Genomic DNA, 15,495 nt, shown 5'->3' on the forward strand with positions numbered 1-15,495 from the left:
GCGCGGTGCATTCATCGGCGATCGTGGTGCCGGAACGAAGAGCAGCCGACCAACGGTCGGCTCTACGAATGAGGGACCCCGTTGCCCCGGCGGTCGACCCGTGCGAATGAGGGACCACGCCGCCCGGGCGGTCGGCCCGTACGAATGCGGGACCACGTTGCCCCGGCGGTCGGCCCGTACGAATGAGGGACCATGTTGCCCCGACGGTCGGCCCGTACGAATGCGGGACCATGTTGCCCCGGCGGTCGGCCCGTACGAATGAGGGACCACGTCGCCCCGGCGGTCGGCCCGTGCGAACCATCCGGTAGAGCCGACCGTTGGTCGGCTGCATCGCGCACGGCGCGGTGCATTCATCGGCGATCGTGGTGCCGGAACGAAGAGCAGCCGACCAACGGTCGGCTCTACGAATGAGGGCCACGTTGCCCCGGCAGTCGGCCCGTACGAATGCGGGACCACGTTGCCCCGGCGGTCGGCCCGTACCAATGAGGGACCACATTGCCCGGCGGCCGGCCCGTGAGAACCATCCGGTAGAGCCGACCTTTGGTCGGCTGCACCGCGCAGGGCGCGGTGCATTCATCGGCGATCGTGGTGCCGGAACGAAGAGCAGCCGACCAACGGTCGGCTCTACGAATGAGGGCCACGTTGCCCCGGCAGTCGGCCCGTACGAATGCGGGACCACGTTGCCCGGCGGTCGGCTCTACGAATGAGGGACCACGTCACCCCGGCGGTCGACCCGTGCGAATCAGGGACCACGTGGCCCCAACGGTCGGCCCGTGCGAATGCGGGACCACATCGCCCAGCGGTCGGCCCGTATGAACGATCCGGTAGAGCCGACCGTCGGCCGGCACATCCTCCGTCAGTGCGAGCGCTGCACCGCGTAGCGGGCCAGGCCGCGCAGGGCGGCGACGGCGTCGTTGTCGGCCAGGCCGTCCAGCGCGCGCTCGGCGGCGTCGGCGTACTCCACCGCGCGGGCACGGCTGTATTCCAGGCCGCCGGTGGCGTGGATGGCGGCCAATACTTCCGGCATCGCCTCGGCATCGCCGTTCTGCACGATCTCGCGCAGGCGCTCGCGGGTGGTCGCGTCGGTATGCGCCATGGCGTGGATCAGCGGCAGGGTGGCCTTGCCTTCGGCCAGGTCGTCGCCGAGGTTCTTGCCCAGTTCGTCGGCGTTGGCCGAGTAGTCCAACACGTCGTCGGCGATCTGGAACGCGTAGCCCAGGGCCATGCCGTAGTCGTACAGCGCCTGCTGGGTGGCCTCGTCCACGCCGCTGGCCAGCGCGCCCAGGCGGGTGCCGGCGGCGAACAGCACCGCGGTCTTGCGCTCGATCACGCGCAGGTAGGCGGCTTCGTCGGTGTCGGGGTTGTGCACGTGCAGCAGCTGCAGCACCTCGCCTTCGGCGATGCGGTTGGTGGTGTCGGCGAGGATGCGCATGACCGGCATGCGGTCCAGCTCGACCATCAGCTGGAAGCTGCGCGAGTACAGGAAGTCGCCGACCAGCACGCTCGGGGCGTTGCCCCACAGCGCGTTGGCGGTGCTGCGGCCGCGCCGCAGGCTGGATTCGTCCACCACGTCGTCGTGCAGCAGGGTGGAGGTGTGGATGAACTCGATGATCGCCGCCAGCTGGTGGTGCTCCGGGCCGGCCTGGCCGACCGCGTGGCCGGCCAGCATCACCAGCATCGGGCGCAGGCGCTTGCCGCCGGCCGAAATGATGTGGTCGGCGATCTGGTTGATCAGCACGACATCCGAGGACAGTCGGCGGCGAATCAGGGCATCGACGGCGGCCATGTCGGGCGCGGCGAGCGTCTGGATCTGGGGCAGGCCCAGCGCGGGGCGGGTGTCTTCGGTGATGGTCATGCGGTCTGACTTTCAGGCTTGAGCTGAATTATAGGCGGTGCGGTGGTTTTCCGCCCGCGAAGGCCATCCGGGGCGGTCCGGGCCGGCCGCGGGCGTGAATACGTATGCATGCGGCGCCATCGCCGGAGGCGCGCGGATAAGCTTGTCGCTACGTTCTGGCGCCCCGATGCGGGTGCCGTGGAAGCCCGGAGGGGGCCCTGAAATGTCGCAGACTCCATGGTGGCGTGGCGCCGTCATCTACCAGATCTACCCGCGCAGTTTCCTGGACGCCAACGGCGACGGCGTGGGCGACCTGCCCGGCATCATCGAACGCCTGGATTACGTGGCGGCGCTGGGCGTGGACGCGATCTGGATTTCGCCGTTCTTCACCTCGCCGATGGCCGACTTCGGCTACGACATCGCCGACCACCGCGACGTGGACCCGCTGTTCGGCCGCCTGGAGGACTTCGACCGCCTGCTGGCCAAGGCGCACGCGCTGGGGCTGAAGGTGATGATCGACCAGGTGTTCAGCCACACCTCGATCGAGCACGCCTGGTTCCGCGAGAGCCGCCAGGACCGCACCAATCCCAAGGCCGACTGGTACGTGTGGGCCGACCCCCGCGAGGACGGCACGCCGCCCAACAACTGGATGTCGATCTTTGGCGGGGTGGCCTGGCAGTGGGAGCCGCGGCGCGAGCAGTATTTCCTGCACAACTTCCTGGCCGACCAGCCGGACCTGGATTTCCACAACCCGGCCGTGCAGCAGGCCACGCTGGACTACGTGCGCTTCTGGCTGGACCGCGGTGTGGATGGCTTCCGCCTGGATTCGATCAACTTCTGCTTCCATGACGCGCAGCTGCGCGACAACCCGGCCAAGCCGCTGGAGAAGCGGGTGGGGCGCGGTTTCAGTGCGGACAATCCGTACGCCTACCAGTACCACTACTACAACAATACCCAGCCGGAGAACCTCGGGTTCATCGAACGCCTGCGCGGGCTGCTGGACGAGTACCCGGGCACGGTGAGCCTGGGCGAGATCTCGGCCGAGGATTCGCTGGCCACCACCGCCGAGTACACGGCGCCAGGCCGCCTGCACATGGGCTACAGCTTCGAGCTGCTGGTGAAGGATTTCAGCGCCGGCTACATCCGCGACACGGTGTCGCGGCTGGAGGCGACGATGACCGAAGGCTGGCCGTGCTGGGCGATTTCCAACCACGATGTGGAGCGTGCGGTGACGCGCTGGGGTGGGTATCCGGCGCAGCCTCGGTTGGCGCGGCTGCTGGTGGCCTTGCTGTGCTCGCTGCGCGGGTCGATCTGCCTGTACCAGGGCGAGGAGCTGGGGCTGGGCGAGGCGGACGTGCCGTTCGAGGCGCTGCAGGACCCCTACGGGATCACGTTCTGGCCGAATTTCAAGGGCCGCGACGGGTGCCGGACGCCGATGCCGTGGCTGGACGCGCCGCTGGCGGGCTTCAGCACGGGCGAGCCGTGGCTGCCGATCCCGGCCGAGCATCGGGCGGCGGCGGTGGCGGTGCAGGAGCACGATCCGCACTCGGTGTTGAGCGCCTTCCGCGCGTTCCTGGGCTGGCGGCGGACGATGCCGACGCTGCTGGTGGGCGACATCGTGTTCCTGGCCACGGCCGAGCCGGTGCTGATGTTCGAGCGGCGGCACGCGGGCGAGACGCTGCTGCTGGCCTTCAATCTGTCGGCCGATACGGTGCGCGTGGCGTTGCCGGCGGGGCCGTGGCAGGCGCTGCACGTGCCGGGGCCGGACGTGGGCCACGCCGACGCTGGCGAGCTGGTGCTTCCAGCGCAATCGATGTACTGCGCGCGTCGCGGCTGAACGTTTTTCCGGTGGTATTGAGAGGGCGGGGCTTTTGGCCTCGCCCTTTTTTTGTTCCTGTCCCAGGGAGGGGAGTGTCTCGCTGCGATGGCGTTGGTGGACGGTGGACGGCGATATGCATGTGGTCTCGGGGCGTCTCGGCGCTGCGCGGATCGGGTGGTGTCTCCGCTTGGGTCGGTCGCGAGCGTGAGGGCCCCGTAGCAGCCGGTAGGCCCCTGGCGTAGTGTCCCCCGGCCGCGGGGCGGCCTCGTCCTTTATTTTGCCCAGGGGCCTAGCGGCTGCCACGCGGTTCGGCTTGCGGTGCGCAGGAGGAAGCCAGGCGTTTCTGGCTTTGGTCGGTGGGTCGGGCATGGGGACCCAGCGCCCGATCCGCCGACCTGCGCGCTGCAACCTTCGATTGCCCAACAAAAAACCCGCTGCCGAAGCAGCGGGTTCTCTGTTGATGCAGCAATGGCACTACCGCATCAGAACTTGTAGTTCACGCCCAGCATGTAAGTGCGGCCCCATTCCACGTATTCCAGCGGACGGTCCTTGGTGCCGGCGTAGGTGCGGTACGGCTCGTTGGTCAGGTTGCTTCCCTGCAGCAGCAGGGTCAGCCCGTGCAGGCTGCTGCTGTCGGCGAAGGTGTAGCTGACCTGCGCATCGGTGACGTTCTCGCCGACCACATAGCGCAGCGTGCGGTTACCGTTGAAGTTGCCGATCTCACCGATGAAATCCGAGCGCCGACGCTGGCTGATGCGGGCTTCGAAACCGCTGCGCTCGTAGTAGGCCGTGAAGTTGTACACCCGCTTGGACAGGCCCGGCAGGCTGATCGGATCGCTGCCCACGCTGGACGCGCTTTCCGGGTCCAGGATCTTGATGTCGCTGTCGTTGAACGTCGCGCTGGCCTGCACGCCGAAGCCACGCAGGCTCTCGGTCAGCATCTCCAGCGGGAACGAAGCGGTCAGCTCCAGGCCCTTCAGCGTGCCACCCTCACCGTTCTGCGGTGCCGAGAACGTGCCGGTCTGCTGCACCGGCACGATCATGCCCGGCGGCGGCACGTAGCTGGCCAGCAGGTCGCTGAAGTCGTAATCATCGCGCGACTGCGTGTACACGTAGGACTTGAGGTCCTTGTAGAAGATCGCCGCGGCCACGTAGGCCTTCTCGCCGAAATACTTCTCGTACGACAGATCGATGGCATTGGCGCGCCACGGATCCAGCAGCGGGTTGCCGCCGCTGCCGCCCGGCTTGCCCGTGGACGTGTCCACGCCGAACTCCAGGCCGGCGCGCATCTGGTCCACGCGCGGGCGTGCCACCTGCTTGGCCGCCGCGAACCGCAGCGTCTGCTGGTGCGGGAACATGAAGACCAGGTTCAAGCTGGGCAGCCAGTCGGTGTAGGTCTTGCCGGCATCGATCGGCAGCACTTCCTGGCCTGCCGGGCGCGAACGATCGAAGTAGTTGGACTGCGAGCTCTGGTCGGTGCGCACCATCTGCACGCCGATGTTGCCACGCACGCCCACGTCGCCGATATCGGTGTTGATGTTGGCGCGCACCCAGGCCGTACTGGTCTTTTCCTGCACCGTCCACGCCTTGGGAATCAGGTAGTCCAGGTTGGTGACCGGGTTGAACACCATGTAGCGGTCCACCGCCGCCGGCACGTTCCAGGACGGAATGCGGCCGATGCCGGCGAAGCCCAGGTTGACCGGGGCGTACTGCAGGTCGCTGGCGATGTTGGCATCGCCCTGGTCACCGAGCAGGATGTTGCCCTCGGCCTGGGTCTTCTCCTTGCGGCGGTCGGCGTAGTTCACGCCCACGTCCACGTCGGCGAACCACTTCATCGCCTCGGGCAGGGCGAAGGTGGCCTGCAGGCGCGCGCCCTTCAGCCGGTCTTCCACCATCGGCACCTTGCCGTAGCCGGAGCCGTAGATGGTGTTGGTCAGGAACAGCGCATCGGGATTGGAATAGTCCAGGCCCGGGCTGATCTGCGAGAAACCATCCGGCTTGACCACCACGCCCACCGAATCCAGCTGCGGCATCGGGGTGAGCTGCAGGTTGTTTTCCAGGTTCAGCTCATCGCGCGTGGCCTTGGAGTAGTTCACGTCGGCAACGACCTTCACCCGCTCGAAGTTGAACTCGTTGTTCCAGCCGAACGCGTCGATCTTGTCCTTGCGCGTGTTGTACATGCCACGCACCAGCGGATACACGCCGGTGGCGACGCCGCCGGTGAAGGTGCCATCGGCGTTGACCTGCGGGTTGGTGATCAGCAGGCCCGGGGTGTAGCCGCCGTTGTAGTTGCTGAGGTTGAGCTCGAACTGGTTGGCGGTGTCGATCTGCTCGGCTTCGGTGTGGAACGCATCCAGGGTGCTGGTCCACACGTTCGACGGGCGGAACTGCACCGTGGCCATCAGCCCGTCGCGCTTGTTGTTGCCGGTGCGGCGCAGCGCCTTGATGCCGTCGGAGAACACCGTGCCCGGGGCCAGACCGGGGCGGTTGCCCTGGTCGGTCTGTTCGGTGGTCCACGGTTCGTACAGGCCCACCTGGTTTTCCTGGATCGGCATGTCGCTGTGCGCGTAGCCGATCGCCACGCCCCAGGTGTTGTCCAGGAACTGGTCGATGTAGCTGGCGCTGAAACGGTTGCCGTACGGGTCGACGTTGGCGGCCTTGCCCAGCGAGCTCTTCTGGTAGCGACCGCTGATGGCGATCACGCGCTCGGCGAAGCTGAGCGGGCGCACGGTCTGCATGTCGATCGTGCCCGACAGGCCCTGGCCGACCAGTGCCGCATCGGGGGTTTTGTACACGGTGACGCCGTTGACCAGTTCCGAGGGGTACTGATCGAACTCGACGCTGCGGTTGTCGCCGGTGCTGACCACTTCACGCCCGTTGAGCAGGGTGGTGGCGAAGTCCGGCGACAGGCCGCGCACGCTGATCACCTGGGCGCGGCCGGCCACGCGCTGGGCGGCCAGGCCGGGCAGTCGGCCCAGCGATTCGGCGATGCTCACATCGGGCAGCTTGCCGATGTCTTCGGCCGAGATCGCCTCGACCACCGAAGTGGCGTCCTGCTTGATCGCGATCGCGTTCTCGATGCCCCGGCGGATGCCGGTGACCTGCACGGTGTCCAGGTTGGTGGCCGCGGTCCCTGTCGGCGTAGTGGGTTCGGCGGTCTGCGCCGACGCCACCAACGGCGTCAGGGCGACGGCCAGCGCGATACTCAGCGCGCTGCGCTTGCAGTTCAACATTTTCCCCTCCCAGGCAATGTTGCCAATCGATTTTGTGGTTGCCCGGAAGACCCGGGAGCGTCATGGCGCGGTGGCCGTTGACTGCGTGGCTATGGTAGGCAGCGCGCCATCGGCGTGAATCACCCTGCATACGTATTCAATGGCGTTTACCGCATTGGAACCGGTTACAGGTGCGTCATCGCAGTCGCGCTGCCGCGCCACGGTTTGCGTCGCACACCGCGAAGCCCTGTCGCACATACACCCGAATCCCCGTGCCTTCGGCAGCGCCCCCCCCCTGACTCAGGGGGCCCTCCTCCAGACGCGCCGACGGCCGGCATTCCGCAGGGCGCCGGGACCCTTACAACGGCGTGAAGCGGATCGCCTGGCCGCCGCCGGGTGCCCGCACCAGCGTCAGCGCGTCGGCACTGGTGACCTCGCGGGTGTCGCGGACGAAGGCGAACGGATTGCGGCGGAAATCCGCACCGTCGCCATCGCAGTAGATCTCCGCGCGGTAGCGCACGCCCGGTTCCAGGAAGCCCAGCGACACCGGCAGCACGCGGCCGTGTTCGTCGGTGATGCTGCCGAGGAACCAGTCGCGGCTGTGGCGGTCCTTGCGCACGATCGTCACGTAGTCGCCCACCTCGCCGTTGAGCACGCGCGAGTCGTCCCAGTCCACCGCCACGTCCTCGATGAAGCGGAACGCCTCGCGATGCTGCAGGTAGTGCTCGGGCAGGTCGGCGGCCATCTGGATCGGGCTGTAGATCGCCACGTACAGCGCCAGCTGGCGGGCCAGCGTGCTGGGGATGGCCTGGCCGCCACGGCCCTTGAGGCTGAGGATGCCGGGGGTGTAGTCCATCGGTCCGGCCAGCAGGCGGGTGAAGACCAGGTTGACCTCGTGGTCGGGCGGATTCGGCGGCTGCCCCCAGGCGTTGTACTCCATGCCACGGGCGCCTTCGCGCGAGATCCAGTTGGGGTAGGTGCGGCGCAGCCCGGTGTCCTTGATCGGCTCGTGCGGGTTGACCGCGATGTGGCGCCTGGCCGCTTCCTGCACCACCTTGAGGTGATGGCGGGCCATGAACTGGCCGTCGTGCCACTCGCGCCACAGCGGGCCGCCAGCCGGGTTGCGCCGGTCCACCTGGCCGTCGTCGCACACGTAGCCGCTTTTGAAGGAGTCCACGCCCAGCCGTGCATACAGGTCCAGCGCGGCCCCGAGCTGGTCTTCGTAGTGCTCCACCGCGCAGCCGGTTTCGTGGTGGCCGATCAGGCGCACGCCTTTCTTCGCGCCATACGCCGACAGCGCCTCGATGTCGAAGTCGGCGGTGGGGCGGGTGAAATCGAAGGCGTCGCCGTTGCCCACCCAGTTGCCGTCCCAGCCGGGATTCCAGCCTTCCACCAGCACGCCACGGAAGCCGTGCGCGGCGGCGAAGTCGATCACCTTCTTCGTTTTCGCCGTGGTCGCGGCATGTTTCGGGCCGGTCGCCCAGCTTTCCTGGTCCAGGTGCATCGACCACCACACGCCCAGGTACTTGGACGGCTTGACCCAGCTCACATCACCCAGCGCGTTGGGCTCGTTGAGGTTGAGGATCAGGTCCGATTCGACCAGGCCGCCGGCGCGGTCGCTGATCTGCAGCGTGCGCCACGGGGTGGCGAAGGGCAGGGTGCGCCGCACCTTCCAGCCTTCGGCCGAGGGCGACAGTTGCGCGCGTAGGCGCTGGCTGTCGATGCGGCGCAGCCACATGCCGGCGTAGTCGACCAACGCTGCCTCGTGGATCGCCACGTGCAGGCCATCGCGGCTGCGCAGGGTAATGGGGGTGTGCACCAGCGGCACCTGGTCCAGCGGCGTGCGCTGGTACAGGTATTCGTAGTGGATCGGTTCGCCGGCCGGGATCCACCACGCGGTGGCGTCGGGCGCGATCGCGAACTCGGTCAGCTCGTCATCGATGATCGCCTCGCGCATGCCGGCCTGCTCGGGGAAGCGGTAACGGAAGCCGAGGCCGTCGTCGTAGACGCGGAACACCACCTCGAACCGGCGCCCGGCACCGCCGCGCTCGCCGAGCTGGACGGCCACTTCGTTGTAGTGGTTGCGTACCCGACGGCGCTCGCCCCACGGCTGCTCCCAGGTCTCGTCGAACGAACGCGTGGCCTGGCCCAGTACGGTCAGATCGCGATCGAGCCGCCCATCGCGGAGCTGGAAGCCGAGCCGCGAGTCGGCCACCACGTTGTCGCCCAGGCGTTCGACGCGGTAGCTGGGCGTGCCGCCGTCCAGTTGCAGCGATACCGTCAACACGTTGCCGGGGGACGCGACGCTGGCCACCGTGACCGGTTCGGCGCGGGCGATGAAGGCCAGCAGGGACAACCCGAGCGCCAGCCAGGGCAGGCGGCCAGGCGCGTGCCATCCACGCACGTGATGCGGTTTCGTCGGCATTTCCCCTCCCAAGGCGGCCGGAACATGGCTCGGACTATAGCCACGCAAGCGCGGTGGTCCCGCCGCATCGCCATGAATACGTATGCAAAGGGGCGCGCATCCGGGCGTGCCGTCTACCATGGGGCCAGGCACCCTGGGAGGGGGCCGCGAGCGCAACCGTTGCCCATCGTCGTGGCGGTCTGCGTAACCACAACGCGTGCAAAGAGGGAGGGAGGCACCGGGTGCAAGCCGGGATGCCGCTTCGATGCTGAAGATGATCTGCCTGACCGCTGCCCTCGGGCTGGCGCTGGGTTCGACCGCAACCGCGGCGGACCTCACTTTCGATGGCCGCACCGCGCGCGCCACCCCTGCTGCCGACGGCGGCTTCCAGCTGCATGCGCCCGGGCACGACGTGGCGATCGCCGCGCAGCCGATGCGCAGCCGCACCGACAGCGTGCTGTTCGATGCGCTGTTCGCCCTGGCCCAGCAGGAGCTGGACGCCGACCGCGTCGACGCGATCCGCGATCCGGCCTTCAACCAGGGCAACCCGGTGCCGTGCGACTGCTTCCAGACCGGCGAACGCTGGCCGTACGTCTGGACCCGCGATGTCAGCTTCGCCGCCGACCTGGCGCTGTCGCGGCTGGACCCGGTGCGGACCCGGCAGTCGCTGCAGTTCAAGCTCTCGGCCGCGCGCGACGGGAAGACGCCGGGGCTGTTCGTGGCCCAGGACACCGGCTCGGGCGGCAGTTGGCCGATCAGCAGCGACCGCGTGGTGTGGTTCCTGGCCGCGCGCGGCCTGCTGGCCGACCCCGCGTTTGCCGACCAGGTCTGGCAGGCGTTGCAGGCCACCCTGGCGCAGGACCGCGCCGCGGTGTTCGACCCGCGCGTGGGCCTGTACCGCGGCGAGACCTCGTTCCTGGACTGGCGCGAACAGACCTACCCGGACTGGACCCGCCAGGACGTGCGCTTCATCGGCGAGTCGTTCGCGCTGTCCACCAACGTGCTGCACTACCAGGCGCTGCGCCTGGCCGAGCGGCTCGCACGCGACCGTGGCGACGACCGCGCCAGCCAGTACGCCGGCTGGGCCGATGCGCTGGCCACGCAGATCGACGCGCGCTTCTGGCGCGGGGACGCCGGCCTGTACATGAGCTACATCGGCGAAGCGGCGCACCCGGTGCCGTACGCCAAGTACGACCTGCTGGCGATCTCGCTGGGCGTGCTGGCCGATGTGTTCCCCGCCGACCGCGCGCGTCGCGCGCTGGCCAACTACCCGGCAGTGGAAGGGGGCAGCCCGGTGGTGTGGCCCCAGGAGGCACGGCAGCCGATCTACCACAATCGCGCGGTCTGGCTGTTCGTCAGTGCGTACTCGCTGCGCGCCGCACGCCGTCTCGATGACGCCGCCCGCATCCAGCTGGAGATCGAATCGCTGATGCGCGGCACCGCGTTGGCCGGGTCCAACATGGAAAACTACGAGATGCGCCGCCTGGCGGTGCATGTCGACGAAGGGGCGTTGAGCGGCCCGGTGGTCAACTCGCCGCGCCAGTTGTGGTCGGTGGCCGGCTACCTGTCGATGGTGCTGGAGGGCGTGTTCGGCGTGGACGCCGACGGCAACGTCGCCCCGAAACTGCCGACCGCGCTGGTGCCGCAGTTGTTCGGCAAGCGCAGCAGCATCGAGCTGGACGACGGCACGACCCGCTACGTGCTCAAGCGCCCGCGCAAGCTGGAGGGCGCGTTGCTGGTGGCAAAGAACATCGTGCGCAAGAACAACACCGTCACCGTGCAATTGATGGCGCAGCCACAAACCGCAGCAACCGGCCCCGGTAGAGCCGAGCCACGCTCGGCTGCTCCTGCTCCTGCTCCTGCTCCTGCTTCCGCAGCCGCCTATGCCCCCACCACCCCCACCGCACCCGAACCGGTCAAACGCGGCAAGACCTGGTCGATTCCAGTTCCCGCCAACCACGTGCTGTGGCTGGACGGCCGCGAGGTCACCACCGCCTCGCCGCTCACCGTCCGCGACGACGGCCACCAGCACTGCCTCAGCCTCACCCGCCGCGACGGTGCGCTGGAATCCCTGCACAGCCCGATGAGCTGCGTCGGCCCGCAGCAGCGCCTCAACGGGGCCACGGCCTGGGCCTGGAGCGCCGCCGCTCCCACCCGCGTGCGCGTTCGCCTGCGCTACGACAATTCCAACGGCCCGATCAACACCGGCGTCACCGCGGCGGTGAAGCAGGTGGTCGCGCAGTGCCCGGGCCAGCCGGCGCAGCGCGCCAGCGTGGTGATGCCGCACAGCGTGGGCCCGCAGGCCTCCACCGCGGTCGAATTCGACCTGCCCCGGGGCCGCTGCCGCTTCACGCTGGAAGCGGGTTTCAACATGAGCGCACTGGCGCACTTTGCCAGCTACAACGGCGGCAAGGGCGGCCGCGATGGCGTGCTCAACCAGGCCACGGTCAGCGCGTTGCTGATCGCCCCGATCGCCGCCACGGCGGAGGCAGCCCGATGAACCGCCCGGCCAAGCCCACGCTGTCGTTCTGGCAGATCTGGAACATGTGCTTCGGCTTCCTCGGCATCCAGTTCGGGTTCGCCCTGCAGAACGCCAATGCCAGCCGCATCTTCGAGACCCTCGGCGCACCGATGGATGCGGTGCCGGGGCTGTGGATCGCCGCGCCGCTGACCGGGCTGCTGGTGCAGCCGGTGATCGGTTACTGGTCCGACCGCACCTGGACCCGCTGGGGCCGGCGCCGGCCGTACTTCATGGTCGGCGCGGTGCTGACCACGCTGGCGCTGCTGGTGATGCCCAATTCGCCCACGTTGTGGATCGCCGCCGGCACGCTGTGGGTGCTGGACGCGTCGATCAACGTGTCGATGGAACCGTTCCGCGCGTTCGTCGGCGACCAGCTCGCACCGCGCCAGCGGCCCACCGGCTATGCGATGCAGAGCTTCTTCATCGGCATCGGCGCGATCGTGGCCAGCTTCCTGCCCTTCATCCTGGCCCATGTTGGCGTGGCCAATACCGCCGGGGCAGGGCAGGTGCCGGACACGGTGCGCTACGCGTTCTACGTGGGAGCAGCGGTGCTGCTGGGCGCGATCTGCTGGACGGTGTTCAGCACCCGCGAATATGCGCCGTCCGAGCTGGCGGGCTTCGCCGATGCCGAACCGCCCGCCGCGCAAGAGTCGTCGCGCATGGCCGGCCCGCCGCCGTGGGCCCAGAGTGCGCTGTGGCTGCTGATCGGCGCGGGCTTGGCCGTGGCCATCGCCTCGCAGCGCGGCGACAAGATGCTGTACGTGCTGGCCGGGCTGTGTGCGGCCTACGGCCTGCTGCTGGCCGCCTCGCGGCTGCTGCCCGGCACGCACATGCTGGCGCAGATCGTCGATGACCTGCGCGCGATGCCGCCGACCATGCGGCGCCTGGCATGGGTGCAGTTCTTCTCGTGGTTCGCACTGTTCGCGATGTGGATCTACACCACCGCTGCCGTGGCGGGTACCCACTTCGGTTCCACCGATCCCGCCTCGGCCGCCTACAACGAGGGCGCCAACTGGGTGGGCGTGCTGTTCGGCGCGTACAACGGCTTCGCCGCGCTGGCCGCGCTGCTGATTCCGCCGATGGTGCGCCTGCTTGGCCTGCGCTGGAGCCACCTGGTCAACCTGTGGCTGGGCGGGTTGGGGTTGATCTCGCTGGCGGTGATCGATGATCCCACCTGGCTGCTGCTGTCGATGGTCGGCGTCGGTTTCGCCTGGGCCTCGATCCTGTCGCTGCCGTATGCGCTGCTGTCCGACAGCGTGCCCGCGGCCAAGATGGGCATCTACATGGGCCTGTTCAATTTCTTCATCGTCATCCCGCAGTTGATCGCCGCCAGCGCGCTGGGCTTCATGCTGCGCACCTGGCTGGGCGGCGATCCGATGCACGTGCTCGCCCTGGGCGGCGCCAGCCTGTTCGTGGCCGGTGTGTGCGTGCTGCGCGTGCCTTCCACACAGGAGCTTGCCTGATGCATGGTTTTTCCCGGTTGTCGCTGGGCCTGTCCTTCGCGCTGCTGTCGGCGCAGGCCATCGCCGCGCCGCGCCCCGAATACGTGGGCACCACCGAGCCGTTCGCCAGCGACGCGGTGTACTTCGTGGTCACCGACCGCTTCGTCAACGGCGACCCGTCCAACGACCACCGCGACCAGGGCGGCAAACACCGTACCTTCGACATCCCGGTGCCGTGCCCGGACAAGGTCGATGGCAACATCGGCTACCTCGGCGGTGACTTCAAGGGCGTGTTCGACAATGCCGACTACATCCGCAACCTGGGCTTTGGCGCGGTCTGGATCACCCCGATCGTGGACAACCCCGACGAGGCCTTCACCGGCAGCAAGCCGATCAGTTGCAGCAGCACGCTGACCGATCGCGGCAAGACCGGTTACCACGGCTACTGGGGCATCAACTTCTACAGGCTCGATGAACACCTGCCCAGTGCCGACCTCGATTTTGCCGGGCTTACCCGGGGCCTGCATGCGGCCAAACTGAAAGTGGTGCTGGACATCGTCGGCAACCACGGCTCGCCGGCCTGGACCATGCCCACCCGCCAGCCGCAGTTCGGGCAGATCTTCGACAAGGACGGCACGCTGATCGCCGACCACCAGAACCTGCCGCCGCAGCAGCTCGACCCGGCGCACACCCCGCTGCACGCCTTCTACAACAACATCGGCCCGGTGGATGGCAAGGACGGCTCGATCTTCGATGGCAACCTGGCCGAGTTGTCGGATTTCAACGAGCACAACCCGGCGGTGATGGACTACCTGGTCGGGGCTTACCTGCAGTGGACCGCGCAGGGCGTGGACGCCTTGCGCATCGATACCATCGGCTGGTTGCCGCACCCGTGGTGGCACGAATTCGTCGGCCGCATCCGCGCCGCGCATCCGGGCATGTTCATGTTTGGCGAGGCCTTCGACTACGACGCCGGCAAGATCGCCGAACACACCTGGCCGGCCAATGCCAACGTCAGCGTGCTCGATTTCCCGTTGCGTGGCGCGTTGTCGTCGGTGTTCGGCAAGGAGCAGAAGGGGTTTGAGACCCTGGCCGAGCCCCTGCACCTGGTCGGCGGCCCGTACGCCAACCCGTACGAGCTGATGAGCTTCTACGACAACCACGACATGGCCCGCCTGGACGCCACCGACAGCGGTTTCATCGACGCGCACAACTGGCTGTTCACCGCGCGTGGCATTCCGGTGCTGTACTACGGCTCGGAAACCGGCTTCATGCGCAGCCGCGCCGAACATGCCGGCAACCGCGCCTATTTCGGCCAGGCGCGCGTCGACGCTGCCGCGCAGAGCCCGATCTACGGCCCGCTGCAGCGCATCGCCCAGCTGCGTGCGGCCACGCCGGCCCTGCAACGCGGCCTGCAGGTCAACGAGCGGCTGCAGGGCGATGAAGCCGTGTTCTTCCGGGTGCTCCAGCAGGGCGACACGCACCAGACGGCGCTGGTGCTGCTCAACAAGGGCGATGCCGCCCGCAACATCGAGGTGCGCCGCTATGTGCAGGCAGGCACCTGGCGCGATGCGCTGGGCGGCGGCAGCCAGCAGGTCAAGGACCGCCTGACCGCCGAGGTGCCGGCGCACGGCGTGCGGGTGTTCCTGCTGGACGCGCCGGTGGCCCAGGCCGCCCTGCTGGCCGAGTTGCAGCGCGCCGCCGCCGACCAGCAGGCGCGCAGCGCCCGCCTGGCACGGTAGCGCCGGCCACTGGCCGGCCAGCCGATCGGGGCAGGGTATGCCTCCGGCCGGCCGGCAGCCGGCACTCCCGGTACAATCCGGGGCCGCCACGCCCCGGAATAGTGCCCGTGATCGAACTGCCTCCGCAGAATCCGCTTGAAACCCTGCTGCAGTCGGCGATGGACGGCCAGTTGCCGATCGCACTGTTCATGAAGGCCTTCGTCGCGGCCGAGGTGGTGCTGCTGACCGGTAGCCTGGTCACCCCCGATGGCAGCGGGTTCGACCCGCTGCTGTTCGACAAGCAGGGCGTGCTGCACGTGGCGGTGTTCACCGACATCGCGCGGGTCGGGTTCCACAGCCAGCAGGCGCCGCATACGATCCGCATGCAGATGATCGAGGTGCTCAGGCGCGTGCCGGGGGGCTACGGTGTCGTGGTCAACCCGGGCACCCGGTTGGGCATGGAGCTGTCGCCGGCCGGCATCGGCGAGATCCTCAAGGACTTTGCCTGAGGGCGGCCGGGAGGGCGTTTTACGCCGTTTACA

Annotated in this window: 8 protein-coding genes; 5 read left to right on the forward strand and 3 right to left on the reverse strand. The window is 68.4% G+C overall.

Features of this window, described 5'->3' with window-relative positions; all coding sequences use genetic code 11:
- Nucleotides 1-856: 856 nt before the first annotated feature.
- Complete coding sequence (locus AC06FD_RS07410) at nucleotides 857-1,855, reverse strand: polyprenyl synthetase family protein (protein WP_259203762.1); 999 nt, start codon at nucleotides 1,853-1,855, stop codon at nucleotides 857-859.
- A 202-nt stretch (nucleotides 1,856-2,057) separates the two neighbouring features.
- On the opposite strand from AC06FD_RS07410, the gene AC06FD_RS07415 reads away from it, so the two are divergent.
- Nucleotides 2,058-3,671 carry an alpha-glucosidase gene (locus tag AC06FD_RS07415; RefSeq protein ID WP_449334879.1) on the forward strand — a complete coding sequence of 538 codons (1,614 nt, stop codon included), beginning with the start codon at nucleotides 2,058-2,060 and terminating at the stop codon, nucleotides 3,669-3,671.
- A gap of 464 nt (nucleotides 3,672-4,135) precedes the next feature.
- Here the strand turns inward: AC06FD_RS07415 and AC06FD_RS07420 are convergent, their stop codons facing one another.
- Complete coding sequence (locus AC06FD_RS07420; protein ID WP_259203764.1) at nucleotides 4,136-6,886, reverse strand: TonB-dependent receptor; 2,751 nt, start codon at nucleotides 6,884-6,886, stop codon at nucleotides 4,136-4,138.
- A gap of 337 nt (nucleotides 6,887-7,223) precedes the next feature.
- The gene (locus tag AC06FD_RS07425) at nucleotides 7,224-9,290 is read right to left on the reverse strand and encodes a glycoside hydrolase family 97 protein (protein WP_478077453.1); all 2,067 of its coding nucleotides are present in this window, start codon (nucleotides 9,288-9,290) and stop codon (nucleotides 7,224-7,226) included.
- Nucleotides 9,291-9,534: 244 nt separating this feature from the next.
- On the opposite strand from AC06FD_RS07425, the gene AC06FD_RS07430 reads away from it, so the two are divergent.
- The 4 genes from AC06FD_RS07430 (at nucleotide 9,535) to AC06FD_RS07445 (ending at nucleotide 15,462) form a co-directional block, all read left to right on the forward strand.
- Nucleotides 9,535-11,769, forward strand: a complete 2,235-nt coding sequence (locus AC06FD_RS07430) for a glucosidase family protein (RefSeq protein ID WP_478077454.1) — start codon at nucleotides 9,535-9,537, stop codon at nucleotides 11,767-11,769.
- Nucleotides 11,766-13,253: an MFS transporter gene (locus tag AC06FD_RS07435; RefSeq protein WP_394161761.1), complete on the forward strand. Its 1,488-nt coding sequence runs from the start codon at nucleotides 11,766-11,768 to the stop codon at nucleotides 13,251-13,253. Before AC06FD_RS07430 ends, AC06FD_RS07435 begins: the two co-directional genes overlap by 4 nt.
- Nucleotides 13,253-14,974, forward strand: a complete 1,722-nt coding sequence (locus AC06FD_RS07440) for an alpha-amylase family glycosyl hydrolase (RefSeq protein WP_478077455.1) — start codon at nucleotides 13,253-13,255, stop codon at nucleotides 14,972-14,974. Before AC06FD_RS07435 ends, AC06FD_RS07440 begins: the two co-directional genes overlap by 1 nt.
- A gap of 107 nt (nucleotides 14,975-15,081) precedes the next feature.
- Complete coding sequence (locus AC06FD_RS07445) at nucleotides 15,082-15,462, forward strand: SseB family protein (RefSeq protein WP_478077456.1); 381 nt, start codon at nucleotides 15,082-15,084, stop codon at nucleotides 15,460-15,462.
- The last annotated feature ends 33 nt before the right edge of the window (nucleotides 15,463-15,495 follow it).

It is taken from the genome of Stenotrophomonas sp. Steno-Z1 (genome assembly GCF_056393175.1).

Bases quoted from the DNA above. Each gene is read 5' to 3' on its own strand.
- AC06FD_RS07410 (WP_259203762.1), bottom strand. From the start codon at position 1,855: ATGACCATCACCGAAGACACCCGCCCCGCGCTGGGCCTGCCCCAGATC.
- AC06FD_RS07415 (WP_449334879.1), top strand. From the start codon at position 2,058: ATGTCGCAGACTCCATGGTGGCGTGGCGCCGTCATCTACCAGATCTAC.
- AC06FD_RS07420 (WP_259203764.1), bottom strand. From the start codon at position 6,886: ATGTTGAACTGCAAGCGCAGCGCGCTGAGTATCGCGCTGGCCGTCGCC.
- AC06FD_RS07425 (WP_478077453.1), bottom strand. From the start codon at position 9,290: ATGCCGACGAAACCGCATCACGTGCGTGGATGGCACGCGCCTGGCCGC.
- AC06FD_RS07430 (WP_478077454.1), top strand. From the start codon at position 9,535: ATGCTGAAGATGATCTGCCTGACCGCTGCCCTCGGGCTGGCGCTGGGT.
- AC06FD_RS07435 (WP_394161761.1), top strand. From the start codon at position 11,766: ATGAACCGCCCGGCCAAGCCCACGCTGTCGTTCTGGCAGATCTGGAAC.
- AC06FD_RS07440 (WP_478077455.1), top strand. From the start codon at position 13,253: ATGCATGGTTTTTCCCGGTTGTCGCTGGGCCTGTCCTTCGCGCTGCTG.